The sequence below is a fragment of the Curtobacterium sp. ME12 genome (assembly GCF_903970855.1).
Taxonomy (GTDB): Bacteria; Actinomycetota; Actinomycetes; order Actinomycetales; family Microbacteriaceae; genus Curtobacterium; species Curtobacterium poinsettiae_A.
Genome location: NZ_CAJCKD010000018.1, coordinates 21,936 through 47,984, shown reverse-complemented (window position 1 = coordinate 47,984; position 26,049 = coordinate 21,936). Strand labels below are relative to the sequence as shown.

Below are 26,049 nucleotides of genomic sequence, written 5' to 3'. Positions count from 1 at the left end.
TCGAACGCGCCCAGTTCGGGGGACAAGTTGCATCGCGCATGGATGATCCGTGGACATCTCCATAGACTCGACCGAGCATCACCCGTCGTCTGCAGGGGGACGGCGGGACGGCCTTCCCGGGGGAGACCCGAATGCTGCTCATCGCTGCGGCTCTGCTCACCGCCTCGGTGCACTCGCTCGGAGTGATCGAGGCCCCAGGCATGCCCCCGGCGCACCAGGTCACGGTCGCCAGCACCGCCACGACCCGCATCATCCCGGCCGACGACCGGCTCTCGTCGGCGTCGGCGTCGGCGTCCGTGTCAGCGTCCGTGTCAGCGCCCGTGGCGATGCCGGTGGTGGCAGCGGTGTCGTCCACGACAGCGGCGGGGGTCGACGACCTCGCCGCCGCACACGGGCGCGCGTTCGTCGAGGACCTCGGCGCGCTCGGCGCCGCAGACCTGCGGAGCGCGGCCACCGACCGCCGTGTCGTGGCGACGGTGCAGGACGATCCGCCGCCCGCGCAGACCGTCGCGCAGTGGTGGTCGCACCTGCCCGCCGACGAGCAGGACCGACTCCTCGTGCACGCGCCCGCCCTGGTCGGGAACCTCGAGGGCGTGCCGTACGCCGTCCGCGACCAGGCCAACCGGGCGACGCTGACGTCCGGCCTCGCCGACGCCCAGGTGGGTGCAGCCCGGGCCGCGATGCTCGGGCAGGTCCGGGACTCCCTGGTGCAGGAACCGGGCGACCCGCGGCGCTTCCTGGTGGCACTCGACACCCGGGGCTCCGGGCGTGCGGCGATCAGCATCGGCGACCTCGACACCGCAGCCGACGTCACCGTCGTGGTGCCGGGCATGTTCTTCACGGTCACCGGGCAGATGACCGACTTCACGAACACCGCCAACGACCTGTCCCGCGAGCAGGCCACCCTGGCCCCACTCGCCGCGACCGGCAACGGGTCGGGTGTCGCCGTCGTCGCGTGGATGGGGTACCGGACGCCGGACCTGTCGAACATCCTGTCACTCGGGCTCGCACGGACCGGGGCGGAGCGGCTCGAACGGACCGTCGCGGGCCTGCGCGCGATCCGCGCCGGCGATCAACCGCGGGTGAACATCGTCGCGCACTCGTACGGTTCGACCACGGCGATGACGGCCCTGGCGTCCGGCCGGATGACGGCCGACACCCTGACCGTGCTCGGGTCGCCGGGCAGCGACGTCCGGACGGCGGCCGACCTCGCCGTCGCCACCGGGCAGGTCTTCGTCGGCGGCGCGCACAGCGACCCCATCGCGGGCTCCGGGTACTTCGGCACCGACCCGGGTGGGGCGTCGTTCGGGTCGACCGTGCTCGACCTGGCCGGCGGCGCCGACGCGCTGTCGGCCGGTGACGTGTTCCGGCGACCCGTGGGGCACAACGACTACCTCAAGCCGGGCACGGCATCGCTGCACGACGTCGCCCTGATCGGCATCGGTCGCGGTGACCTGGTGCGCGAGCAGGTCCGACGCGGGAGGTCGGGGGGCGACGACATCGTCGGCGCTTCGCCGGACATGTACCTCGTGCGTCCGCAGGACCTGCAGCCCCGTGACTGACCGCCCGTGACGGACCGGGATCCACCCGACCGCCCGATGACCGACCGGGTGGACCCGCCGGTCGAGGCGACGCGGTGGACGTGACCCGATCGTGACCGGCGGCCGACGTGCGGGAGGCATGGCGGGCCTCCCGGCCGGATCGGTGCACCCGTGCGGATCGCGACGCGTCCTCGGAGCGGGCTGGGTGGCAACCTGAACGCGACCGCAGCCTGCACTCGTTCCGGGGCAGAACCAGTACAGCCCTGCTGCCTACGGTGCCGTCATGCGTGTGGTGCGATGGCCTGGTGCTCTCCTGATGTTCGTGGTGATGTCCGTGCTCGCGGGCATGCTCGTCGCCGTCGCGGTGACGCCGGCGGTCGCCGTCGCGGGAGAGGGGACGTCCGGGGCGGTCTCGTTCTTCGAGGACCTGCCGACCTACCTCGACGTGCAGACCCCGCAGCAGGTGTCGTCCGTGTACGCGGAGCAGGGCGGGAAGCAGGTCAAGATCGCCTCGTTCTACGCCGAGAACCGCACGAACGTGACGGCGGACCAGATGGCGGACTCGCTCAAGCAGGCGGCGATCGACACCGAGGACCCGCGCTACTACGACGAGGGCGGCATCGACGTGCTCGGGACGCTCCGGGGCGTCGCCGCGACCGTCGTCGGCGGGGACGTGCAGGGCGGCTCGAGCATCACGCAGCAGTACGTCAAGAACGTCCTGGTGCAGCAGTGCGAGGAGCTCACCGGCAAGGACCAGGCCGCCACCGAGAAGAAGGTCGAGGCCTGCTACCAGGACGCGGCCGGCGTCACGCCGCAGCGCAAGCTGCAGGAGATGCGGTACGCGATCGCAGTGAACAAGAAGTACTCGAAGGACGAGATCCTGACCGGGTACCTCAACATCGTCGGGCTCGGCGGGCGGGTCTACGGTGCCGAGGCCGGGGCTGAGTACTACTTCGGCGTGCACGCGAAGGACCTGTCGCTCGTGCAGTCGGCCACGCTCGTCGCGATCCTCAACAACCCGTCGAACCTGCGCATCGACGTGCCGAGCGACAAGGACAACGGCAAGGCCAACGGGTACGCGCTGACGAAGGAACGCCGCGACTACGTGCTCCGCCGTATGCAGGCGCACGGGTCGATCACGAAGGCGCAGATGACGAAGGCGATCGCGACGCCGGTCACGCCGAAGATCACCGAGACCGCCAACGGGTGCTCGACCGCCGCGACGAACCACGACGCGGGCTACTTCTGCGACTACGTCCGCGACCAGGTGCTGCAAGACCCCGCCTTCGGCAAGACCGCGGCGGCACGCATCGCCACGCTCGACACCAAGGGCCTGCAGATCCACACCTCGCTCGACCTCGACCTGCAGGGCCAGGCCCAGTCCGCGCTGTCCACCTACGTACCGTCCACGATGGCCGGCGTCGACGTCGGCGGCTCGAACGTGACCGTGGAACCCGGGACCGGCCGGATCATGTCGATGGTCCAGAACACCACGTACACGCAGGGTGACAACGCCGCGGCCGGCGCCACCGCGGTGAACTACAGCGCCGACTCCGGGTACGGCAACTCGGGTGGGTTCCAGACCGGCTCGACCTACAAGGTGTTCACCCTGGCCGAGTGGCTCGCCAGCGGGCACACCCTGTCCGACTCGGTCACCACCTCGGAGCACCAGTTCCAGAACGCCGAGTTCACCAACAGCTGCCAGAACGTCGCGGGCGGCACCTGGAACGTCGCGAACGCCGAGAGCGTGCCGTCGTCGATGTCGGTCGAGGCGGCGACGGTCGAGTCGATCAACACCGCCTACGCCCAGATGGGCAAGCAGCTCGACCTGTGCAAGATCGCCCAGCTCGCGCAGTCGATGGGCATCCACCGCGCCGACGGCGGCGACCTGACGCAGACGCCATCCTCGATCCTCGGCGTGAACGAGCTGTCGCCGATCGACCTGGCCGAGGCCTACGCGGGCTTCGCCAACGGTGGCGTCGTGTGCACGCCCACCGCGATCGACTCGGTGACCGAGGCGGACGGCACGAAGATCACGCCGACGCCGTCGTCCTGCACGCAGGGTGTCTCGGCGGACGTCGCGGGCACCGTCGACTACGCGCTGCAGGGCGTGCTGTCCGGGTCGGGGACGGCCGCGAGCGCGAACCCCGGGGACAGCGTGCCGAAGTTCGCGAAGACCGGCACCACCGACGGCGACGTGCAGAACTGGCTGGTCGCGTCGTCGACGAAGTACACGAACGCCACCTGGGTCGGCAACGTGCAGGGGAACGTGAGCCTGGCGAACTGGCCGTTCCTGCAGGGCACCACCGGGTACAGCGCGAAGTTCGGGGTCGGGAAGTCGATGATGGCGTACCTGGACCAGACCGTCGGCGGGGGAGCGCTGCCCGCGCCGAGCCAGGCGATGATGGGGCAGGCGAGCAAGTCGTCGTCTTCTTCTTCATCGTCGGGGTCCTCGTCCGCGCAGGGGATGACGCAGGACGCCCAGACGACGCCGACGCCGACGCCGACGGCTGCGCCAGCCGCTCCGGCTGCACCCGCTGCTCCGGCTGCGCCGGCGCCCGCCGCGACGGTGGCTCCGGCTGCGAGGAACCAGAACGGGAAGTGACCCTCTGACCCTCTGGAGGCCCGGTGCCGGTCCGGCGGACCGGCCCCGGGCCTCCAGCCCGTCGTCCACGGCCGCGCCTGCGCGCCCGACGCAGCCAATAGACTGTGGGGCATTCCACGAACCGATCGACGGAGCACCATGCCTGACATCACGAGCGAGCAGGTCGCGCACCTGGCGAACCTCGCACGTATCGCACTCACGCCCGACGAGATCGAGAAGCTGACCGGGGAGCTGGCGCACATCGTCGAGAGCGTCGCCAAGGTCGCTGAGGTCGCGACCGACGACGTCCCGGCGACGAGCCACCCCGTGCCGCTCGGCAACGTCACCCGACCCGATGTGGTCGGCACGACGCTGACGCAGGAGCAGGCGCTCTCCGGGGCGCCCGACTCCGACGGCGAACGGTTCCGCGTGACCGCCATCCTCGGCGAAGAACAGTAGGGCGAAGAACAGTGACTGACGACATCACGAAGCTGAGCGCCGCGGCGCTCGCCGACGCCCTCGTGGCGCGCGACGTCTCGAGCGTCGAGGCCACCCAGGCCCACCTCGACCGGATCGCCGCCGTCGACGGCGACGTGCACGCGTTCCTGCACGTCAACCAGAACGCCCTCGCGGTGGCGAAGTCGATCGACTCCCGCCGTGCCGCGGGCGACGACCTCGGGCCGCTCGCCGGTGTGCCGATCGCCGTCAAGGACGTCCTGTGCACGCAGGACATGCCCACGACCGCCGGCTCGAAGATCCTCGAGGGCTGGGTGCCGCCGTACGATGCCACCCCCGTCGCGAAGCTCCGCGCCGCCGGCCTCGTGCCGCTCGGCAAGACCAACATGGACGAGTTCGCGATGGGCTCGACCACCGAGTTCTCGGCCTACGGCCCGACCCGCAACCCGTGGGACCTCGACCGGATCCCCGGCGGATCCGGCGGTGGTTCGGCCGCCGCGGTCGCCGCGCACGAAGCACCCTTCGCCCTCGGCTCGGACACGGGTGGCTCCATCCGTCAGCCCGGTGCCGTGACGGGCACGGTCGGTGTGAAGCCGACGTACGGCGGGGTGAGCCGCTACGGCGCCATCGCCCTGGCGTCCAGCCTCGACCAGATCGGACCGGTGTCCCGCACCGTCCTCGACGCCGCGCTCCTGCACGACGTCATCGGCGGGCACGACCCGAAGGACTCCACGTCCATCCCGGACGCCTGGCCCTCGATGGCCGCCGCCGCACGCGAAGGGCTGCAGGAGGACACGCTCCGCGGCCTGCGCGTCGGCGTGGTGCGGGAACTCGCCGGGGGCGACGGGTTCCAGGCCGGGGTCACCCAGCGCTTCCAGGAGACGGTCGCGCTGCTCGAGTCGGCCGGTGCGGTCGTCGTCGAGATCGACGCTCCGTCGTTCGCGTACGCGATCAGCGCGTACTACCTGATCCTCCCGGCCGAGGCATCGTCGAACCTCGCCAAGTTCGACTCGGTGCGCTTCGGCCTCCGGGTCACGCCCGAGAACGGTGCCACCGTCGAGGACGTCATGGCCGCCACGCGTGAAGCCGGTTTCGGACCGGAGGTCAAGCGGCGCATCATCCTCGGCACCTACGCCCTGAGCGCCGGCTACTACGACGCCTACTACGGCTCGGCGCAGAAGGTCCGCACGCTCGTGCAGCGGGACTTCCAGGCCGCCTTCGAGCAGGTCGACCTGCTCGTCAGCCCGTCGGCGCCGACAACCGCGTTCCCGATCGGTGAGCGCATCGACGACCCGCTGGCGATGTACCTCAACGACCTCACGACGATCCCGGCGAACCTCGCCGGCGTCCCCGGGATGAGCATCCCGAACGGCCTCGCGCCCGAGGACGGCCTGCCCGTCGGCGTGCAGCTGATGGCGCCCCAGCGTGAGGACGCGCGGCTGTACCGCTACGGTGCCGCCCTCGAGCGTCTGCTCGAACAGCAGTGGGGCGCGCCGCTCATCGCGTCCGTCCCGGACCTCGACCAGAGTCAGCAGTCCGCTGCGCAGGAAGGTGTGATCTGATGGCGCAGAAGGACGCGCTGATGGACTTCGACGAGGCGCTCGAGCGCTACGAGCCGGTGCTCGGTTTCGAGGTCCACGTCGAACTCGCGACGAAGACCAAGATGTTCTCGGACGCCCCGAACTTCTTCGGCGGCGAGCCCAACACGAACGTCACCCCGGTCGACCTCGGGCTGCCCGGGTCGCTGCCGGTCGTGAACGCACAGGCCGTGCGGTACTCGATCCAGCTCGGGCTCGCGCTCGGCTGCTCGATCGCCGAGTCCTCGCGGTTCGCCCGGAAGAACTACTTCTACCCGGACAACCCGAAGAACTACCAGGTCTCGCAGTACGACGAGCCCATCGCCTACGAGGGCGAGGTCGAGGTCGAGCTCGCCGACGGCACGATCTACAACATCCCGATCGAGCGCGCCCACATGGAAGAGGACGCCGGCAAGCTGACGCACGTCGGCGGTGCCACCGGCCGCATCCAGGGCGCCGAGTACTCGCTCGTCGACTACAACCGTGCCGGTGTGCCCCTGGTCGAGATCGTCACGAAGCCGATCTTCGGCGCCGAGCACCGGGCCCCCGAGCTCGGAGCCGCCTACGTGCAGGTCATCCGCGACCTCGTCCGGGCGCTCGGTGTCTCCGAAGCCCGCATGGAGCGCGGCAACCTGCGGTGCGACGCGAACATCTCGCTCCGCCCCCGCGGGCAGGAGAAGCTCGGCACCCGCACCGAGACCAAGAACGTCAACTCGTTCCGCGCCGTCGAGCGTGCGATCCGCTACGAGATCCAGCGCCAGGCAGCGATCCTCGCCGCCGGTGGCACGATCACGCAGGAGACCCGGCACTGGCACGAGGACACCGGCCGCACCTCGGCCGGTCGTCCGAAGTCGGACGCCGACGACTACCGGTACTTCCCGGAGCCCGACCTGCTGCCCGTCGTGCCGGACCCGGCCGTCGTCGCGGAGCTCCGTGCCTCGTTGCCCGAGGCTCCGGTCGCACGTCGCCGTCGTCTGAAGGGCGAGTGGGGCTTCGCCGACCTAAAGTTCCAGGACGTCGTCAACGGCGGCCTGCTCGACGAGGTCGAGGGCACCGTCGCTGCCGGCGCCGCACCACAGGCAGCGCGAAAGTGGTGGACCGGTGAGATCAGCCGCGTCGCCAACGCGCAGGACGCCGCCCCAGGTGACCTGGTGTCGCCGAAGCACGTCGCCGAGGTCATCGCGCTCGTCGAGTCCGGCGACCTGACCGACCGCCTGGCGCGCCAGGTGCTCGAGGGTGTCATCGCCGGCGAGGGCTCGCCGGCGCAGGTCGTCGAGGCCCGCGGGCTCAAGGTCGTCTCGGACGACTCCGCCCTGACCGCAGCGGTCGACGAAGCACTCGCGGCGCAGCCCGACGTGCTGGCGAAGATCCAGGACGGCAAGGTTCAGGCGGCCGGCGCGATCATCGGTGCGGTCATGAAGGCCATGAAGGGCCAGGCCGACGCCGCCCGCGTGCGGGAACTCGTGCTGGAGCGCGCGCAGCAGTCGTAGCAGTCCCACCTCGGAGGGCACGGTACCGGTCGGTGCCGTGCGCTCCGTGCGTCCCGGTCGTCGTGTGCATCCTGGGGACGCGTCAGCGATCCGGTGACAGGATGAGTCGTGTCCGCAACGATCCGCGCCATCGGAACCGCCGTCCCCGAGACGACCCTCGACCAGCCCAGGGTGCGTGACCTCTTCTCCGCCCAACCCGACCTCGGGCGGCTCGGCAAACGGCTCGTCCCCGCCGCGTTCGACGGGTCGGCGGTCGACCAGCGGCACACCGTCCTCGAGGAACTCGACTCCGAACGTGCCGGTGGTGCCTTCCGTGACGACGACGGCACCCTGCGCTCGCCGTCCACCGGTTCGCGCAACGACCGGTACCGCGAACTCGCCCCGCCGCTGTTCGTCGCCGCCGCCCGCGACGCGGTGGAACGCGCCGGCATCGCGCCGGAGGCCGTCACACACTTGGTGACCGTGTCGTGCACCGGGTTCACGCAGCCCGGACCCGACATCGACGTCGTCGAGCAGCTCGGGCTGCCCGGGGGCGTCTTCCGGCACCACATCGGTTTCATGGGGTGCTGCGCCGCGTTCCCCGCGCTCCGGATCGCCGCGGCGTTCGTCGACCAGGACCCGGACGCCGTCGTGCTCGTGGTCTGCGGTGAACTCTGCACCCTGCACGTCCGTGCCTCGAACGACCCCGACCAGATCGTTGCGAACAGCGTCTTCGGCGACGGTGCCGCGGCAGCGGTGGTCGCCCGCGACGGAGCCGGTCTGCGCTTCGACGAGTTCACGACGGCCGTGGTGCCCGAGGGAGCGTCCGAGATGGCGTGGAACATCGGGGACGAGGGCTTCGAGATGGTCCTGTCGACCGCCGTGCCGAAGCTCGTCGGCCTGCACGTCCCGAGCGCCGTGCAACCGCTGCTCGACGGCGGGTCGGCTTCGGACGTGCCGGTGTGGGCGGTGCACCCGGGCGGCCGGGCCATCCTCGACCGCGTCCAGGAGTCCCTCGGGCTGCCGGACAGCGCGATGGAGTCGAGCCGGCGCGTGCTGCGCGAACACGGCAACATGTCGAGCGCCACCGTGCTCTTCGTGCTGCGCGACGCCGTCGACGCCGGCCTCGAGGACGGCAGCGCCGTCGTCGCACTGGCCTTCGGCCCGGGTCTGACCGTCGAGAGCGCACGGCTCACCGCGGTGCGGACCGAGGCGTCGCTCGCGGCAGGACCCATGGAGTCGCTGGCGGCCGAACCTGCGGCATCGCCCGCGGTGGAACCCGCGGCGAAACCCGCCGTCGAACCGACCCGCGTCCCCGTCGCGACCACGGGCGCCGCGTGAGCCGTCAGGGCGGCGGCACCACGGGCCTCCCGGCCGTCGACCTGCGCACCCGCGCGCTCGACCTGACCGAACTGATGGACGACCCGGACTGCGACCCGCGTGCGCTCGCGCGCACGTTCCGGCGCTTCGCCGTCGTGAACGCGCTCGTGAGCGGCTGGCGCGCGGCCTGGCGATCACACGTCGTGCCGGCCCTGCCCGCCAGCGGCCGTGGCCGGGTGCTCGACCTGGGGTGCGGCGGCGGCGACCTGGCCCGCTCGCTGGTGCGCTGGGCGGCGAGCGACGGCTTCGACCTCGAGGTCGTCGGGGTCGACCCGGACGAACGCGCCATCGCCGCGGCACGACGGTCGTCCCCGGCCGGTGTGACGTTCCGGCAGCAGTCGAGCGGTGACCTCGTCGCCGCTGGTGAGCGGTTCGACGTCGTCGTGTCGAACCACGTGCTGCACCACCTGGGCGACGAGGAGCGGCGGGGGTTCCTGGCCGATTCCGAGCTGCTCGCGAGCGGGCGCAGCCTGCACTCCGACATCCGGCGGTCGCCGGCGGCCTACCGGGCGTACGCGCTGGCGTCACCGCTCGTCGCGGCGGGGACGTTCATCCGCGTCGACGGCCTCCGGTCGATCCGCCGGAGCTTCACCGTGCCCGAACTCCGCGACGTGCTGCCCGGCGGGTGGCGGGCCGAGGCGGCTGCGCCGCACAGGGTGCTGGCGATCCGCGACGCCTGACCGGGCGTCGGCCGCCCGACGCGACCAGGCGACGGACGGGAGGCCCGTGGCGATGCCGCCACGGGCCTCCCGTCCGTCTGCCGGTGCGTCCACGACGCGCGCCGCTACGGGCGCAGCAACACCTTGATGGCGCGGCGCTCGTCCATCGCGCGGTAGGCCTCGGCTGCCTCGTCGAGCGGCAGCTCCAGGTCGAAGACGCGACCGGGGTCGATCGCGCCGGACAGCACGTCGGGCAGCAGTTCGGGGATGTACTTCCGGGCCGGGGCCATGCCGCCCGCGATGGCGATGTTCGTGTCGAACAGGTAGCGCGTGCCGATCGTCGGGACTCCGTGCGGGACCCCGACGAAGCCGACGTTGCCGCCGGGCCGGACCGAGTGCAGCGCCTGGTCCATGCTCTCCTCGGTGCCGACGGCCTCGACCGCGCAGTCGGCCAGGTCGCCGCCGAGCAGTGCGCGGACCGCCGCGACGCCCTCGTCGCCGCGCTCCGCCACGATGTCGGTGGCACCGAACTCGCGGGCGAGCGCCTGACGGTCGGCGTGCCGGCTCATCGCGATGATGCGGTCCGCGCCGAGCCGCTTCGAGGCGAGCACGGCGGAGAGGCCGACCGCGCCGTCGCCGACCACGACGACGGTCTTGCCGGGGCCGACCGCGGCCGACACGGCGGCGTGGTGGCCGGTCGAGAAGACGTCGGACAGGGTGAGCAGCGACGGCACCAGGGCCGGGTCGACCGGGCCGGGGACCGCGACGAGCGTGGCGTCGGCGTCCGGGATCCGCACGTACTCGGCCTGTGCGCCGCCGACGGGGTCGCCGTACGCGTCCGTGCTGCCGAATCCGGACAGGTGGTCGCAGCCGGTGGTCATGCCGTTGCGGCAGGCCTGGCAGGTGCCGTCGTTCATGGTGAAGGGGGAGATGACGAAGTCGCCCTCGTGCAGGCCGGTGACGTCGTCACCGACGGCGACGACCTCGCCGACGAGCTCGTGGCCGATCGGCCGGGGCTGCTTCGTCTCGGTGACGCCGCGGTAGGGCCAGAGGTCCGATCCGCAGACACAGGCCGCGAGGACCTTGACGACGGCGTCCTTGCCGGAGAGGAGCCCGGGTCGGTCGCGCTCCTCGACGCGGATGTCGTTCGGGGCGTGGATGATCGCTGCGCGCACGGGCGGGCCTTCCGTCGAGATGATGGGGAACCGGCGCGGTCGACGTCGTCCGGGCCGTCGTCGACAGTACCCTCGTGCGGGTGGACGACGACCGGTACGGCGGCGATGTGCTCTCGGGGGACTGGCGCTCGCGCGGGGTGAAGAAGGTGCGGCAGGTGCCGCTCGAACGGGACATGGTGCTCGAGGACCCGGACTCCGGGTGGGCCGGTGCCGTGGTGGGGCTCGAGGCGGGCAACATCGCGCTCGAGGACTGGAAGGGCCGCACGCGCTCCTTCCCCTTCACCGGGCAGTTCCTGCTCGAAGGCGAGCTGGTGACGCTGGGGCGGCCGTCGGCGCCGGTCGGCCGGTCTGCCGCGGCCGCACCACCGGACAGGAGGCCCGGGGCGGCTCCGACGGTCAGGCACGCGTCCGACGGCGGTCGCCTCCGCACCGCGTCCGGATCGTTCGCCGTCGAGTCGCAGCGTGCTCGGGTGGCGCTCCCCAGCCGCATCATGGTCGAGGGCAAGCACGACGCGGAACTCGTCGAGAAGGTGTGGGGTGCCGACCTGCGCGTCGAGGGCGTCGTGGTCGAGGAGCTCTCCGGCGTCGACAACCTGGCCGCGGTGCTCGACGAGTTCCAGCCGACGCGCGAGCGCCGGGTCGGCGTGCTCGTCGACCACCTGGTACCCGGGTCGAAGGAGTCCCGGTTCGCCGACGCCGTGATGCGCGGCAAGTGGGGAGCGCACGTGCTCGTCGTCGGGCACCCGTTCGTCGACGTCTGGCAGTCGGTCAAGCCGGCGCGGGTCGGCCTGCAGGCGTGGCCGACGATCCCGCGCTCGATCGAGTGGAAGGCGGGCATCTGCCAGGCACTCGGCTGGCCGCACGCCGAGCAGGCCGACATCGCCCGGGCGTGGCAGCGGATCCTCGGGCAGGTGCGCACCTTCGCCGACCTCGAGCCGGAGCTGCTCGGCCGCGTCGAGGAGCTGATCGACTTCGTCACGGAACCACGGGCCTGAGAACCGGCGGATTGCCCGACGGGCGCGGTGTGCCGGGGGTGATCCGCGCCTCCAGGCCTACTGTTGAGGCATGGACGGCATCGACGGTCGCGTACGGGGCGCGGTCGACCTGTGGCTGCGCTGGCTGCCGCGCTGGCAGATCGGTACCGCCCGCCCGCGCACGCGCATCTGCCGGAAGTGCACCGGGTCCCCGATCGCCGCGGCTGCGGGGTTCGGGCCCGACGTGCCGCACGCCGTCCAGCACGCGCTGATCGGGCGGATCTCGACCATCGTCGAGGACGCCGTCGACGACTACACGGCGAGGAACCTGCCGCTGCTGCAGCGTGAACTCGAGCGGGCGGCGGCCCGGAAGCGGCACGCGGGGTACCAGCCGGCCGAGGGGTTGTCGCCGGAGTTCCAGGGCCTCGACGTCGACCCCGAGCCGTCGCCGGGGTCGCCGTTCCTGTTCACGCTCGGCGAGCTGGCCGGCACCGGTGCGGGGGAGCAGACGCCGCGCGAGCCGCTGTCCGACGAGGCGAAGGCCGCGCTCCGGCACGAGATCGCGCTGTCCGACGAGTGTGCGCGCTCGACCGGGACGGCGGTGTGCCTGGCGCTCATCGACCACCGGCCGCGGATCGCCGAGGCCGTCGAACGGCTCGTGGAGCCGCAGATCGAGGCGCTGGTGTCGGACATGTTCCGCGGGTTCGACGGCCCGGAGGACGGGCCGCGCAGCGGATTGTTCTAGGCGCGCGGCGCGGGCGCGGGGCTGCGTTCGGTGCGAGGTTCCGTACTCGGTGCGAGGGCCGTCCGGCCTCACCGAGTACAGAACCTCGCACCGTTCGCACGGCTCCTCGCACGGTGCGAGGTCGGCGGGCCGGTGTCAGCGGGGGAGCAGGGTGCGGCCGGGGATCACGGTGCCGCGTAGTGAGCGGTGCTCGACCGGGCGCGCGGGGTCGTCGATGCGGCCGATGACGAGGTCGATCGCTTCGCGGCCGATGCGCTCGATCGGTTGCTCGAGCGTCGTGAAGCCGATCCAGTCGCTCGCCAGCGGGTAGACGCCGTCGAACCCGGTGACGGAGAGGTCGCGCGGGACTTCGACACCGCGGCGGGCGAGCGCCTCGCACACGTCGAGCATCAGCCGGTCGGTCGGACACATCACCGCGGTCACGCCCGACTCCTGCACGGCGTCGACCAGGTCGGCGGCGAGGTCGTCGGGTGGCCGCACGAAGCTCGCGTCGATGTCGATCACCCGGACGCCACGTGCCCGGAGCCGCTCGAGCATCGCCGAGGACCGCGCGTGCTGCGTGATCGCATCGTCGAGCGGGACGGTGAGCACCACGGCCGTGGTGTGGCCGGCGTCGGCGACGGCGTCCGCGATGGAAGCCCCACCGTCGACCTCGTCGCAGTAGACGCTCGAGAGTGCCGGGTGCAGTTCGGGACGACCGGCGACGACGGTGGCGATGCGGGGCGCGAACTCGGCGATGTCGGCGGACGGCATCAGGCCGCTGCAGACGACGAGCCCGTCGACGCGCATCGACACGAGTGCGGCGAGGGCGGACTTCTCGTCCTCGACCCGCCCGACGCCCGTCGTGGTGACGACGCGGTAGCCGAGTTCGGACGCGCGGCGCTCCATCACGGCGTGCAGTGCGGTGTAGACCATCGACGAGGCGTCACGGACGAGCATCCCGATCGTGTTCGTGCGCCCGCTGACCAGCCCGCGAGCCATCGCGTTCGCGACGTACCCGAGCTCGGCTGCCGCTCGTTCGACGCGTTCGCGGGTCTCGTCCGAGAACCGTCCCGTCCCGGAGAGCACGCGGCTCACCGCCGACTTCGAGACGCCCGCACGTGCGGCGACGTCGAGGATCGTCGGCTGGGAACCGCGGCTGCCGTTCACGCGTCGGACGCTGCGGCGTCCTGCCGCGACCGCGACCCGGTGAACCGGAGCACGCCGCGGGCGATCGCGCGCCAGCCGAGCAGGAACACCCCGAGCACGATCGTCGCGACGATGACGAACGAGATCGGCAGCGGGTTGCCGTCGACGTCCCCCTGGCCGGTGGCGACGCGGATGGCCAGACCGACGAAGACCGTGAGGACCCAGACCACGATGCCGGTCGGCCAGAAGCGCAGCGGTCGAGCCCATGCCCCGCTCGTCACGTACCCGATCGCCCAACCGGCCAGGAACGGGTAGGCGGTGGTCCAGAGTGCCAGGGCCGTGTTGGCCTCGCCGTGCGACGAGCGCCCGATGAGCGCGAAGACGACGATGAGGACGACGTCGATGACGGCTGCGAGCCAACCCCAGGTGCGTGCGTTCACCCGCTCATTCTCGCAGTTGCTGATTCATCCGCTTGCGACTGTGGACGGACGCGGCTGTCCACAGGCTGATCCGGCTGTACTCGCACCGTGCGAGGTGTCCGCCAGCATCCAGTGCATGGCTGCTCATCCCCGTTTCCCCGCCGTCCCAGACTGCACGGTCCTCGTCGCGCACGAGTCACGACCCGACGAGGCCGCGGCGATCCGGGTCCGGGCCCGCGCTGGGGAACTGATCCGCATCGCGCACGGCCGGTACGCCGACACCGAGCGGTGGAAGGGCCTCCGCCCCGAGCAGCGGCACCACGTGCTCGTGCGATCACTCGTCGACCGGATCAGACCCCGCTTCGTCGTGTCGCACCTGTCAGCGGCAGCGGTCATCGGTGTGCCGCACGTGGGCCGGTGGCCGGAACGAGTCCACCTGACCAGACCCGGGCGTGATGCTCGGACGACCAACGCCACGTTCGTCGTGCACGCCGACTTCGACCCGTTGATGGCGGCCACGTGGCGGTTCCGCACGGACGACCTGACCCTGACGGGGTTCGACCGGACGGCCGTGGACCTCGCCATGACCTTGCCGATGACGGAGGCGGTGGTGGCCCTCGACCGGCTCCTCGCCCTCGGCGCGGACCGCGACGCCGTCCTGGACGGGGTCGCCCGGCGGGGACGGAAGGGCCGGCGCCGTGCCCTGCGGTCCGTCGGTTTCGCAGACGCAGCCGCTGACTCGGTCGGGGAGTCGCTGGTCCGGGTCCGTCTGGACGAGTACGGCGCTCCCACCCCGGTGCTGCAACGACGCTTCACCACCCCGGGCGAGCCGGACATCGTCGTGGACTTCTGGCTCCCGGACCAGGGCGTGGTGATCGAGTTCGACGGTGAGGTGAAGTACCGCGATCCAGGGCTCCGCGGAGGGCGGTCGGCGGAGGACGTCGTCATCGCGGAGAAGTACCGCGAGGACCGCTTGCGCTCCTTCCCCGAGGTACGCGGTGTGATCCGGTACGGCTGGAAGGACGTGTGGGACGAGCCCGCGTTCCGCGCGAAGCTTCGGAATGCCCGGGTACCGATGTCACGGTGACCTCGCACGGTGCGAGGGGCGGCGCGAACGGTGCGAGGTTCCGTACTCGGTGCCGGGCTCCAGGGCGGGCACGGAGTACGGAACCTCGCACCAGACGCGCAGCACGCGCCCACCCCACCGCACCCGGAGTTCACCCGGCGGCGACGCCGGAGGCACCCGGAGTTCACCCGGCAGCGCCACACTCGACCTCGGCGCGGGAACGTTCCCACACGGCCCGCCCGCACCGCCCGCACACCCGCACGCCCCACCCCCGCACGCCCCCACGCACCACGGAACAGGGAGAACCCACGTGAAGACCCGAGTCCTCGCCGGCCTCGCCATCGCGGCAGCCGCGACCGTCGCACTCTCCGGCTGCGTCCAGAGCGCCAACGCCTCGAACGCCTCCGACGCCGACGGCACCACCGACCTCACCGTGTTCATCAGCGGCGACACCAACGTCCGGGACCTCTGGGACAAGTCGCTCATCCCCGCCTTCGAGAAGGCGAACCCGAAGATCCACGTCAGCACCAGCATCGACCTGCACGGCGAGCACGACGCCCAGACCCAGGCGAACCTCGCCACCGCGGTCAAGGCCGGCAAGTCCGTCGCGTACGACCTCGTCGACGCCGGGTTCGTCACCACCGCCGGCAAGGCCGGGCTGATGGCGACGGTCAGCGACAGCACGATCCCGAACCTCAAGGACGTCCCGGACGCCACGAAGCAGCAGGGCGGCGACAGCGCCATCCCGTACCGCGCCTCGAGCGTCCTGCTGGCGTACGACGCGAAGAAGGTCACGGACCCGCCGAAGACCCTCGACGACCTGCTCGCCTGGATCAAGGCGAACCCGGGCGAGTTCGCCTACAACTCCCCGTCGTCCGGTGGCTCGGGTGGCTCGTTCGTGGCCACGGTGCTCGCGAAGTACCTGACACCCGCCGAGCAGGAGACGATGCAGACGAAGTACGACAAGTCGCTCGAGTCGAAGTGGGACGAGGGCTTCGCGGCCCTGAAGGACCTCGGCCCGTCGACGTACCAGAAGGGCGTCTACCCGAACGGCAACGACCAGGTCGTGCAGCTGCTCGGCAGCGGCCAGATCGCGATGGCGCCCGTGTGGAGCGACCAGTTCATCACCTCGCAGAAGACCGGCATCATCCCGAAGACCGTCAAGGCCGTGCAGATCGACGACCCGTCGTTCACCGGCAGCGCGAGCTTCCTCGGCATCCCCAAGACCGAGCCGGCGGCCAAGAAGGCGGCAGCCGAGAAGCTCGCCGACTTCGTGCTCAGCGCGAAGGGGCAGCAGCTCGTCGCGAGCGCCGTCTCCGGCTACCCGGTGATCCCGCTCGACAGCCTGCCGAAGTCGGTCGCCGAGCAGTTCGCCGACGCGAACCCCTCGCAGCTCCGCCTCGGGTTCCAGAGCGACTTCTCCGCCGACATGAACGCGGCGTGGGACGCGAAGGTCCCGCAGTGACCCAGACCGTCCAGGACGGCCCGGCAACCGGCCGGGAGGCCCGTGGCGACTCCGCCATGGGCCTCCCGCCCGTCCCGCCCCACGCCCAGGGCCCGGCGCACCCCGCCGGCGGGCGCACGGCGCAGGAGCGACTGGCCCGCCGTCGACGGTGGCAGGGCCTCGCCCTCGTCGCCGCCCCGGTACTGGTCGTCGTCCTGTTCGTCGGCGTCCCCGTGGTGAACGCCGCCCTGTTCAGCCTCGGGTTCACCGGCGGCCTGAACCAGGCGCTCGCCGACATCGGCGGCGACACCGTGCGCGGCTTCTCGTTCGCGGTCTACGCGACCCTGCTCGGCAACGCCACGTTCCTGCGTGACCTGGTCGCGACGCTCGGCGTCACCGCGCTGTCGACCGGCCTGACCGTGGGGCTCGCCGTCGTCGTCGCGGTGATCCTGCGGCTCCGCGGAGGCTTCCTCGGCAAGACCCTCAGCGTCCTGGCCGTCGTGCCGATCTTCGTGCCGGTGGTCATCGCGAGCTGGTCGATCCTGACCTTCACCGACGCGCAGGGCTTCCTCCGCAGCCTCGGTGCCCAGTTCGGCCTCGACGTCCCGGTGTGGGGCTACACCCTCGTCGCCGTGGTGTTCGGCAGCGTCTGGACGAGCCTGCCGTTCGCGGTGCTCATGATCGCCGGCGCGTTGCAGGGCACCCCGGACGCCCTGGTCGAGGCCGCGAAGGACGCCGGGGCGAGCACCTGGCGCGTCGTCTGGCAGGTGCTCCTGCCGATGGCCGCGACCCCGCTCGTCATCGCGACGACGTTCACCGTGATCGGGGTCCTCGGTTCGTTCACCGTGCCGTACTTCACCGGCCCGAACGCCCCGACGATGCTCGGCGTGGACATCTCGAAGTACTTCCAGGCCTACAACCGTCCGCAGCAGTCGACGGCGATGGCGTTCATCGTGTTCGCGTTCGCCGCGGCCGCGAGCGTCTTCTACCTCCGCTCGACGGTCCGGGCGAACGCCGGCGAGCTGCGGAAGCAGCAGCAGAAGCAGGAGCAGCCGTGATCAAGCGACTCACCGGGAACACCCTCGTCTGGGCCACCGCCGTCGTGCTGGCCGTCTTCATCCTCGGGCCGCTCGTCTGGCTGGCCGCCCGGGCCTTCGCGACGACGTGGACGTACCCGAACCTGCTGCCGGACGGCTGGACCCTGCAGTGGTGGGGGACCGTGTTCGAGGACCGCAGCCTGGCCGTGGCGGTGCAGAACTCGCTCGTCCTCGCACCGCTCACGGTCCTCGTCGCCGCGGTGGTCTGCCTGCCCGCCGCGTGGGCGATCAGCCGCATCGAGTTCCCGGGGCGGCGGCTCGTGCTCGTGGGGCTGTTCGCCACGAACGCGTTCCCGAAGATGGGCCTCTTCGTCACCATGTCGGCGATGTTCACCGCGCTGGACCTCATGAACACGGTCACCGGCATCCTGATCGTCCACGTCCTCGGCTGCGTCGTGTTCATGACGTGGCTGCCCGCCGCAGCGTTCTCGGCCGTGCCGCGGTCCCTCGAGGAAGCCGCCCGCGACGCCGGGGCCGGCCGCTGGCGGACCTTCTGGAGGGTGACGTTCCCGATCGCCTGGCCCGGGATCCTCGTCGCGATGGTGATGTCGTTCCTGGCGTCCTTCGACGAGGCGCAGGGCACGTACCTGGTCGGAGCCCCGACGTACATGACGATGCCGACGGCGATGTACTCGCTCGTCCTGAACTCCCCGCGCCAGGTCTCGGCGGTGTTCGCGATCGCGCTGAGCATCCCGTCCGTGGTCCTGCTGCTGCTCGCCCGGAAGCACATCATGGGCGGCCGCCTCGCGGACGGCTTCCAGATCCGATGAAGCGACAGAACCCATGAAGCGACAGACCCCGATGACCCACACCAGCACGAAAGGCGACCAGATGACGGACCAGGCGCTCGTCGCGGAACGCGCTCCGGGCCTCCAGGCCGACGGCAGCACGACGGACCGGACCCGATCCGGCGGCCTCACCATCCGCGGACTGCGCAAGACGCTCGGCGGGCGCGACGTCGTCGCCGGCATCGACCTCGACGTCGCGAGGGGCGAGCTCGTCTCGCTGCTCGGGCCGTCCGGATGCGGCAAGACCACGACGCTCCGCATGGTGGCGGGGTTCCTGCCCGCCGACGGCGGCGTGGTGGCCATGGGGGACCGCGACGTCACGTCGCTCGGCCCGGAGCGCCGGCCGAGCGCGATGGTGTTCCAGAACTACGCGCTCTGGCCGCACATGACGGTGACGCAGAACGTCGCGTTCCCGCTGCGGACCCGACGGGTGCCGAAGCAGCGGGTCGCCGAGCGGGTGCGCGACGCGCTCGAGCTCGTCGGCCTGAGCCACCACGCCGGCTCGAAGCCGACCGCGATCTCGGGCGGTGAGCAGCAGCGCGTCGCCCTGGCGCGCGCCATCGTGCAGGAGCCCGACGTGCTGCTCCTCGACGAGCCGTTGTCGAACCTCGACGCGAAGCTCCGCGTGAGCGTCCGCGACGAGATCCGCCGCATCCAGCAGCGACTCGGCATCACGACCGTGATCGTGACGCACGACCAGGACGAAGCGCTCAGCATCTCCGACCGGATCGCCGTCATGCACGACGGCCGCATCGAGCAGATCGCGACCCCGACGGAGCTCTACGCCCGCCCCGCCACGAGCTTCGTCGCGTCGTTCATCGGCTCGACGAGCGTCGTCGCCGGCCGGTTCCTCGCGGGCACGTCGGTCAGTCCGACGGCGGCCGACACGGTCCTGGTCCGGCCCGAGCAGGTCGTGCTCACCGACGACTCGCCGATCCGTGCGACCGTCGCGCGGGTGCTCATGCGCGGGCACTTCGCCGAGGTGGTGCTCAGCACCGACGGCGCAGAGCTCCGCGCCTACGTCACCGGGCCACCGCCGACGGTCGGCACCGAGACCGGGGTGCGCCTGGGCGACGTGCTCGTCCACCGCGACGGCGTGCTGCTCGAGGTCGCCCGGTGAGCGCCGCCGTGTCGGCACCCGCCGACCAGGTGGTCGCCACCGGCCCGGACGGGAGGCCCGGCGTGCGTCCGCCACGGCTCGTCGCCCACCGCGGTGCGCCGCGCGTCCGGCGCGAGAACACGCTGCCCGCCATCGCGGTCGCCGAGGCGCTCGGCGCCGAGGTGATCGAGGTCGACGTCCGCCGCACCGCCGACGGCGTCGCCGTCCTGCTGCATGACGAGACCCTCGGCCGGATGTGGGGCGACGCCCGCCGGGTGGCCGACGTCGACTGGTGCGACGTCGCCCGGCTCGGCAACGGCCTCGACCGGATCCCGCGGCTCGACGGTGCGCTCGAACGGCTCGACGGCTGCCGGTCGGCCCTGCTCGTCGACCTGACGGACGCCGAGGACGCCCTGGTGGCCGCCCGGACCGTGGCCGGCTTCACCGGCTCCACGGTGGTGGCCTGGTGCGGGGCGCCGGCGGCGATGGCGGCCGTCCGTTCCGTGCTGCCCGACGCCGACGTCTGGCTGGCGTGGGAGTCGCTCGACCCGCCCGTGTCGGCGGACCTCGAGGCGCTCGACCCGTCGACGCTCAACCTCGACGTCGCGTTCCTCACACCGCGCACCGTCGAGGTCGCACACGCCCTGGGCCTGCGCGTCGCCGTCTGGACGATCGACGACGCCGAGCCGGCGGTCTGGGCAGCCCGGCTCGGCGTCGATTCGATCACCACGAACGACGTCGGTTCCATCGGAGCGGCCCTGTCCGCGGCTGAGCGCGACGGCTGGCCCGAGCGCGACCGCGAGCCCACCGAGACCGAGGTCGCCTCGCGCGCCCAGGCCCTGGCCCACCGCATCGCCCACGAGGTCATCGCCTACACGCGTGAGCACCCGGTCAGCGAGGTCCACACCAAGGCGAACCCCGCCGACCTGGTCACCGACGTCGACCGCCTGGTGGAGCAGCACGTCCGCTCCCGCGTGCGGATGGTCTTCCCCACGCACGGGTTCACCGGCGAGGAGTACGGCGAGGCCCCCGGCGACCGGCACCGCTGGTTCCTCGACCCCGTCGACGGCACCACCAACCTGGCCAACGGCGTGCCCTGGACCTCGATGTCGCTCTGCCTGACCCGTGGTGGCCGACCGCTCGTCGGTGTCGTCGCCGACCCCTGGCGCGGCGAGGTGCTCGAGGCCCGACGTGGCCGCGGCGCCACCCTGCGCGACCGCCAGCTCCGACTCGACGACACACCCCGGCCGCTCGCCGGCGCCGTCGTCGGCACCGAGCTCGACGGACACCGCCCCTGGCCGGGGTTCGGGGCGTTCCTCGACGCCCTGGCCGACCGGTCGTGCACCCTCCGGGTGCAGGGGTCGGGCACGTTGACGATCGCGCAGGTCGCGGCGGGGCGCGGGATCGGCGGCTGCGTCTCGGCGTTCAACCCGGTCGATCACGGGGCCGCGGTGCTGCTCGTGCACGAGGCCGGGGGCGTCGTGCTGACGCCGGCCGGCCCCGTCGAGGGCTTCCCGCCCGTGGGGGAGCCGTTCCTGGTGGCGCACCCTGGTGCCGCGGACGAGCTGCACGCGGTGTGGACGGCGGCGCTCGCCGCGGGGTGAGCCGCGGGGTGAGCCGCGGCGCGCACGGGGCCGGGAACCGTGCCCGGGGTGCGCAGGTGCGCACGGTGCGGACTGGAGGCACGGTGCCAGCCCGGCACGCGCCTCCCGGCCGACTCTGAGCGGGCGCTCAGTCACCGGACGCCCGGGGTTCGTAGTGTTGCAGTCCACGACGGGTCCGACCGGGCCCACCGTGCACCCGAAGGAGCATCGACCATGGGATTCCTCGACCGCCTGCTCGGACGTCCGGAGCGTGACCGATCCGCTGACGCGCAGCAGAACCAGTGGGGGCAGCCGCCGCAGCAGCAGCAGGGCTACCGGTACGGCCAGCAGTCGTACCAGCAGCCGGCGCCGTCCGCACCGCAGGGCGGCCAGTACGGCGTCCCGCAGTGGGGCGGTGCACCGACGCAGCAGCAGGGTGCGACGACCGACGACGAGCGTGCGGTCGAGCGCTACCGCTACCTGCTCCGCACCGCACCGCCGGAGCGCATCGAAGAGGTCCACGCCGAGGCCTTCGCCAAGCTGACCGACGAGCAGCGCCGCATGGTCTACGACGAGTTCACCCGGACCGCGCCTCCCGGTGAGGCGCCCCGGGGTGACGACCCCCGCTCGCTCGCCCAGTCGGCGACCCGCTCCGAGATCCGTCAGCCGGGCTTCATGGAGCGCTCGCTCGGCGGTGTCGGCGGTGGCGGACGCTTCGGCGGCCAGCGCGGCGGTCCGTCGTTCGGCAGCATGATCGGCGCCTCGATCCTCGGGACGGTGGCCGGCTACGTCATCGGTTCGGCGATCATGAGCGCGTTCCTGCCGGACCCCGGTTCGTTCGATGGCGGTACCGACGCTGCGGGTGACGGTGGTTCGGAGGACACTGGTGCTGAATCCGGCGATGCCGGGGCGTCCGACGGCGGCGCATCCGACGGCGGCGGCTTCGACAATGCGGGCTGGGGCGACAGCGGATCCGACTTCGGCGGTGGCTTCAGCGACTTCGGTGGTGGTGACTTCGACGTCTGAGTGACGTCCGTCGCTCCGCCGGACCCCCGGGTACCCACCGTGTCCGACGAAGGAGCGACATGGCCATCATCGAAGCCTCCGGGCTCACCAAGACCTACAAGTCGAAGTCCGGGCCGGTGCACGCGCTCGCCGGACTCGACCTGTCGGTGCCACAGGGCACCGTGAAGGCGCTGCTCGGGCCGAACGGCGCAGGCAAGACCACGGTGGTGAAGGTGTTGACCACCCTCATCACACCGGACTCGGGCACCGCGACGATCGACGGCATCGACGTGATCGCCGACCCGCAGGCCACCCGGCGGTCCATCGGGGTGTCCGGGCAGTACGCGGCGGTCGACGAGAACCTGACCGGGTTCGAGAACCTCGAGATGATCGGGCGGCTCTACCACCTGGGCCGCAGGACGGCGCGCGATCGTGCCCGGGAGCTCATCGACGTCTTCGACCTGTCCGAGGCCGGGGACCGACCGGTGAAGGGCTTCTCCGGCGGCATGCGGCGACGCATCGACCTCGCCGGGGCGCTGGTGATGAACCCGCGCGTGCTGTTCCTCGACGAACCGACCACGGGCCTCGACCCCCGCAGCCGGCTGGCGCTCTGGGGCATCATCGAGGACCTCGTGGTCGAGGGTGCGACGGTGCTCCTCACCACCCAGTACCTGGAAGAAGCCGACCGGCTCGCCGACGACATCGCGGTCATCGACGACGGGGCGGTCATCGCCGAGGGCACCGCGGACCAGCTCAAGGCGCAGGTCGGCGGGCACCGGGTGGTCGTCACCCTGGTCGACGATGCCGACGGCGACGCGGCGACCACGGTGCTGCGCCGCTCCGGGGTCGGTGAGGTCGAGACCTCGGGCGACGGCCGCACCCGTGCCATCGCGGTGGAGGCCGGTCCGGCAGCCCTGCAGCGCGTGCTCGCCGACCTGGGCGAGGCCGGCATCGAACTCCACGACGCCGGCATGCGACGACCGACCCTCGACGACGTCTTCCTCCGCCTGACCGGGCACGCCGCGACGGACGACGACGCCGGCGAACCCGCGGCAACCAAGCAGAAGGAGACGGCACGATGACCACCACGTCCCTCGCGCCGGGCCGCCAGCTGCCCGTCGTCGTGACCTCGCCGCTCGCCGTCTGGGTCGAGGACGGCTGGACCGTCACCAAGCGGAACCTCATCAAGCTCAAGCGGTCGCCGGACATGCTCGTGTTCGCCGTGCTGCAGCCGATCATGTTCGTGCTGCTGTTCAGCCAGGTGTACGGCGGCGCCATCCAGGTGCAGGGGACCGACTACACGCAGTTCCTGATGGCGGGGATCTTCGCGCAGACCGTGGTGTTCGGTGCGACGTTCTCCGGGTCGGCGATGGCGCAGGACCTGAAGGAAGGGCTGATCGACCGGTTCCGGACGCTGCCGATGTCGGCGTCCGCGGTGCTGGTCGGGCGCACCAACTCCGACCTCGTTCTGAACTCGATCTCGATGGCGATCATGATGCTCACCGGCCTGGCGGTCGGGTGGCGGGTGAACTCGTCGCCGCTCGAGTTCCTGGCCGGCATCGCCCTGCTGCTGCTGTTCAGCTACGCGTTCAGCTGGGTGATGGCGCTGCTCGGCATGAGCGTCAAGACGCCCGAGGTCATCAACAACGCCTCGTTCATGATCCTGTTCCCGCTGACGTTCATCTCGAACGCGTTCGTGCCGAGCGACACCCTGCCGCTGGTGCTGCGCGTGTTCGCGGAGTGGAACCCGGTGTCGTCGCTCGTGCAGGCCGCGCGGGAGCTGTTCGGCAACGTCGGGTCCGCCCCGGTGCCGGACATCTGGACGATGCAGCACCCCGTGCTGACCGTCCTGATCGGGATCGCCGTGATGCTCGTGGTGTTCGTCCCGTGGGCGGTGAACAAGTACACCAGGATCAGCGCGAAGTGAGACCGGCGTGGGCGCTCAGAGCAGCTTGCGCTGCAGCGCCCACGCGGTCAGCTCGTGCCGGTTCGACAGCTGGAGCTTCCGCAGGACCTTCGACACGTGTGTCTCGACGGTCTTCACCGAGATGAACAGCTCCGTCGCGACCTCCTTGTAGGCGTACCCGCGCGCGATCAGCCGCATGACCTCCTGCTCGCGGGCGGACAGGCGGTCCAGCTCGGCGTCGTGCTGCGCCGTCTCGCCGCTGACCGCTCCGAACGCGTCGAGCACGAAGCCGGCCAGGCGCGGCGAGAACACCGCGTCCCCGTCCGCCACGCGGGCCACGGCCTCGGCGACCTCGGCGCTCGACGAGCTCTTCGTGATGTACCCGCGGGCGCCGGCGCGGATGACCCGCACCACGTCGTCGGCAGCGTCCGACACGCTCAACGCGAGGAACCGGGTGTCCGGGTTCTCCGGCGCCGACCGCGTGATCACCTCGGCACCGCCGCCGCCGGCGCCGCCCGGCAGGTGCACGTCGAGCAGGACGACGCGTGGGCGGGTGGCCGCGACGAGCGCCACGGCCTCGTCGACGGTCGCCGCCTCGCCCACGACCTGGAGGCCCGGTGGCAGTCCGGCGCGCACGCCGACTCGGAAGATGGAGTGGTCGTCGACGATCGCGACGGTCAACGGGGCGGGCTCGGTCATGCGTGCTCCTCGTCCTGGGCCGCGGGTGCGAGCGGCAGGGTCAGCCGGACCTCGGTGCCGGTGCGCCCCGGCCCGGGCGCGATGGTCGCGTGGCCCCCGAGGCGCTGCATCCGGCCGACGATCGACTCGCGGACGCCGTACCGGCCCGCGGGCACCGCGTCGACGTTGAAGCCCGGGCCGCGATCGCGGATGCTGAGCTCGATCCGGTCACCGGCGGTCTCGACGTACACGCTCACGGTCCCACCGGCGTGCCGGGCGGCGTTGAGCATCGCCTCGCGGGCGGCGGCGACGAGGCCGTCCGGCAGGTCGCTGCGGGCGGGTCCGACCGCGATGACCTCGATGCGGGCGGGGTACTCGGCCTCGATGTCCACGGCGGCGTCGCGCAGCTGCGCGCCGAGGTCGCGCGTCGGTTCCGCCTGTTCCGTGAAGAGCCAGGACCGCAGCTCGCGCTCCTGCGCCCGCGCCAGCCGTGCCGCGTCCGAACCCGGCTCGGCCTTCTGCTGGATGAGGGCGAGGGTCTGCAGCACCGAGTCGTGCAGGTGCGCCGCGAACTCGGCCCGCTCGAGGTCGCGGACTCGGGCGGCGCGTTCCTCGGCGAGGTCGCGGACGAGCCGGACCACCCACGGGGCGACCACGACGGCGACCCCGACCAGGACGGCGACCGCGGCGGTCAGCACGGTCCAGACGTTCGGGCGGCTGCTCGTCGTGAAGAACAGCAGGATGCCGAGCACGACGAGCACCAGGGCTCCGAGCGCACGGACGACCAGGGCGGACGATCCGGCCGTGCGGACGTTGCGCAGCGCGTCGAACTGCCGCCAGGCGAGTGCGGCGCCCGTGACGACCACGACGCCGGGCACGACGACCTCGAGGGGCACGGCGGCGCCCATCCGTGCCGCGACGACGGCGCCGGCAGCGGCGAGCAGGGCCACGCCGAGCAGGATCTCGACGACCGGGGCACGCCGGGCGGACGCGGTGGTCTCGTCCTGGTCGACGTCGGCGCCCGGGGTCAGCACGGACTTGAGCGGCGCGCGCCCGGCGGTTGCCCCGGCGGCAGCGCTCGGCACGGTCGCCCAGAGCCAGGCGTAGAGCAGCAGGCCGGCGCCACCGCAGACCACCAGCACCGCGGTGGCGAGCCGGACGGCTCCGACCGGCAACCCGGTGTGCGCCGCGAACCCGCTGCAGACCCCGCCGACGACCCTGGGGGTCGGGCGCGTCATCGTCGCGGTGGCCATGGGGCAATCCTGGCACCGGAACG

The 26,049-nt window shown here is 72.0% G+C and carries 23 protein-coding genes; 18 read left to right on the top strand and 5 right to left on the bottom strand.

Features of this window, described 5'->3' with window-relative positions:
• The first annotated feature begins 131 nt into the window (after positions 1-131).
• From H7A73_RS10435 to H7A73_RS10405, 7 genes are all read left to right on the top strand, one after another.
• On the top strand, positions 132-1,562 hold the full coding sequence (locus tag H7A73_RS10435; protein ID WP_182065899.1) for an alpha/beta hydrolase: 1,431 nt from the start codon (positions 132-134) through the stop codon (positions 1,560-1,562).
• A gap of 262 nt (positions 1,563-1,824) precedes the next feature.
• Positions 1,825-4,146 carry a transglycosylase domain-containing protein gene (locus H7A73_RS10430; RefSeq protein ID WP_182065898.1) on the top strand — a complete coding sequence of 774 codons (2,322 nt, stop codon included), beginning with the start codon at positions 1,825-1,827 and terminating at the stop codon, positions 4,144-4,146.
• 138 nt (positions 4,147-4,284) lie between these two features.
• A complete protein-coding gene (gene gatC / locus H7A73_RS10425) occupies positions 4,285-4,584 on the top strand; it encodes an Asp-tRNA(Asn)/Glu-tRNA(Gln) amidotransferase subunit GatC (protein ID WP_182065897.1) in 300 nt (99 codons plus the stop codon).
• Between the two features lie 11 nt (positions 4,585-4,595).
• The gene (gene gatA, locus H7A73_RS10420; RefSeq protein ID WP_182065896.1) at positions 4,596-6,143 is read left to right on the top strand and encodes an Asp-tRNA(Asn)/Glu-tRNA(Gln) amidotransferase subunit GatA; all 1,548 of its coding nucleotides are present in this window, start codon (positions 4,596-4,598) and stop codon (positions 6,141-6,143) included.
• Complete coding sequence (gatB, locus tag H7A73_RS10415) at positions 6,143-7,648, top strand: Asp-tRNA(Asn)/Glu-tRNA(Gln) amidotransferase subunit GatB (protein ID WP_182065895.1); 1,506 nt, start codon at positions 6,143-6,145, stop codon at positions 7,646-7,648. Before gatA ends, gatB begins: the two co-directional genes overlap by 1 nt.
• A 108-nt stretch (positions 7,649-7,756) precedes the next feature.
• Positions 7,757-8,968: a type III polyketide synthase gene (locus H7A73_RS10410; protein ID WP_259362827.1), complete on the top strand. Its 1,212-nt coding sequence runs from the start codon at positions 7,757-7,759 to the stop codon at positions 8,966-8,968.
• The gene (locus H7A73_RS10405; RefSeq protein ID WP_182065894.1) at positions 8,965-9,687 is read left to right on the top strand and encodes a methyltransferase domain-containing protein; all 723 of its coding nucleotides are present in this window, start codon (positions 8,965-8,967) and stop codon (positions 9,685-9,687) included. The genes H7A73_RS10410 and H7A73_RS10405 overlap by 4 nt, the downstream gene beginning before the upstream one ends.
• Before the next feature lie 104 nt (positions 9,688-9,791).
• Here the strand turns inward: H7A73_RS10405 and H7A73_RS10400 are convergent, their stop codons facing one another.
• Complete coding sequence (locus tag H7A73_RS10400; RefSeq protein ID WP_182065893.1) at positions 9,792-10,841, bottom strand: zinc-dependent alcohol dehydrogenase family protein; 1,050 nt, start codon at positions 10,839-10,841, stop codon at positions 9,792-9,794.
• An 80-nt stretch (positions 10,842-10,921) separates the two neighbouring features.
• On the opposite strand from H7A73_RS10400, the gene H7A73_RS10395 reads away from it, so the two are divergent.
• Both H7A73_RS10395 and H7A73_RS10390 read left to right on the top strand, forming a co-directional pair.
• Positions 10,922-11,836 carry a DUF3097 domain-containing protein gene (locus H7A73_RS10395; protein ID WP_182065892.1) on the top strand — a complete coding sequence of 305 codons (915 nt, stop codon included), beginning with the start codon at positions 10,922-10,924 and terminating at the stop codon, positions 11,834-11,836.
• Between the two features lie 70 nt (positions 11,837-11,906).
• Positions 11,907-12,560: a spermidine/putrescine ABC transporter substrate-binding protein gene (locus H7A73_RS10390; protein ID WP_182065891.1), complete on the top strand. Its 654-nt coding sequence runs from the start codon at positions 11,907-11,909 to the stop codon at positions 12,558-12,560.
• Between the two features lie 135 nt (positions 12,561-12,695).
• On the opposite strand, the gene H7A73_RS10385 is transcribed toward H7A73_RS10390, so the two are convergent.
• Together H7A73_RS10385 and H7A73_RS10380 are read right to left on the bottom strand one after the other, a co-directional pair.
• The gene (locus H7A73_RS10385; RefSeq protein WP_182065890.1) at positions 12,696-13,709 is read right to left on the bottom strand and encodes a LacI family DNA-binding transcriptional regulator; all 1,014 of its coding nucleotides are present in this window, start codon (positions 13,707-13,709) and stop codon (positions 12,696-12,698) included.
• Positions 13,706-14,128 carry a DUF3054 domain-containing protein gene (locus tag H7A73_RS10380; protein ID WP_220456603.1) on the bottom strand — a complete coding sequence of 141 codons (423 nt, stop codon included), beginning with the start codon at positions 14,126-14,128 and terminating at the stop codon, positions 13,706-13,708. Before H7A73_RS10380 ends, H7A73_RS10385 begins: the two co-directional genes overlap by 4 nt.
• 115 nt (positions 14,129-14,243) lie before the next feature.
• On the opposite strand from H7A73_RS10380, the gene H7A73_RS10375 reads away from it, so the two are divergent.
• From H7A73_RS10375 to H7A73_RS10335, 9 genes are all read left to right on the top strand, one after another.
• Complete coding sequence (locus H7A73_RS10375) at positions 14,244-15,194, top strand: hypothetical protein (RefSeq protein ID WP_182065889.1); 951 nt, start codon at positions 14,244-14,246, stop codon at positions 15,192-15,194.
• A 289-nt stretch (positions 15,195-15,483) separates the two neighbouring features.
• Positions 15,484-16,638 (top strand): extracellular solute-binding protein, encoded by a 1,155-nt coding sequence (locus H7A73_RS10370; RefSeq protein WP_182065888.1) that lies wholly within the window; start codon positions 15,484-15,486, stop codon positions 16,636-16,638.
• On the top strand, positions 16,635-17,675 hold the full coding sequence (locus tag H7A73_RS10365) for an ABC transporter permease (RefSeq protein ID WP_182065887.1): 1,041 nt from the start codon (positions 16,635-16,637) through the stop codon (positions 17,673-17,675). Before H7A73_RS10370 ends, H7A73_RS10365 begins: the two co-directional genes overlap by 4 nt.
• Positions 17,672-18,484 (top strand): ABC transporter permease, encoded by an 813-nt coding sequence (locus H7A73_RS10360; protein ID WP_182065886.1) that lies wholly within the window; start codon positions 17,672-17,674, stop codon positions 18,482-18,484. The genes H7A73_RS10365 and H7A73_RS10360 overlap by 4 nt, the downstream gene beginning before the upstream one ends.
• A 13-nt stretch (positions 18,485-18,497) precedes the next feature.
• Complete coding sequence (locus H7A73_RS10355) at positions 18,498-19,622, top strand: ABC transporter ATP-binding protein (RefSeq protein WP_259362826.1); 1,125 nt, start codon at positions 18,498-18,500, stop codon at positions 19,620-19,622.
• The gene (locus H7A73_RS10350) at positions 19,619-21,205 is read left to right on the top strand and encodes an inositol monophosphatase family protein (RefSeq protein WP_182065885.1); all 1,587 of its coding nucleotides are present in this window, start codon (positions 19,619-19,621) and stop codon (positions 21,203-21,205) included. The genes H7A73_RS10355 and H7A73_RS10350 overlap by 4 nt, the downstream gene beginning before the upstream one ends.
• Positions 21,206-21,418: 213 nt before the next feature.
• Complete coding sequence (locus H7A73_RS10345; protein WP_182065884.1) at positions 21,419-22,210, top strand: hypothetical protein; 792 nt, start codon at positions 21,419-21,421, stop codon at positions 22,208-22,210.
• Positions 22,211-22,269: 59 nt separating this feature from the next.
• Positions 22,270-23,271, top strand: a complete 1,002-nt coding sequence (locus H7A73_RS10340; RefSeq protein ID WP_182065883.1) for an ATP-binding cassette domain-containing protein — start codon at positions 22,270-22,272, stop codon at positions 23,269-23,271.
• Positions 23,268-24,116, top strand: a complete 849-nt coding sequence (locus tag H7A73_RS10335; RefSeq protein WP_051596514.1) for an ABC transporter permease — start codon at positions 23,268-23,270, stop codon at positions 24,114-24,116. The genes H7A73_RS10340 and H7A73_RS10335 overlap by 4 nt, the downstream gene beginning before the upstream one ends.
• 15 nt (positions 24,117-24,131) lie before the next feature.
• Here H7A73_RS10335 and H7A73_RS10330 read toward each other — a convergent pair whose 3' ends face one another.
• Positions 24,132-24,794 (bottom strand): LuxR C-terminal-related transcriptional regulator, encoded by a 663-nt coding sequence (locus H7A73_RS10330; protein WP_182065882.1) that lies wholly within the window; start codon positions 24,792-24,794, stop codon positions 24,132-24,134.
• Positions 24,791-26,026 carry an ATP-binding protein gene (locus H7A73_RS10325; RefSeq protein ID WP_182065881.1) on the bottom strand — a complete coding sequence of 412 codons (1,236 nt, stop codon included), beginning with the start codon at positions 26,024-26,026 and terminating at the stop codon, positions 24,791-24,793. The genes H7A73_RS10330 and H7A73_RS10325 overlap by 4 nt, the downstream gene beginning before the upstream one ends.
• Positions 26,027-26,049: the final 23 nt, after the last annotated feature.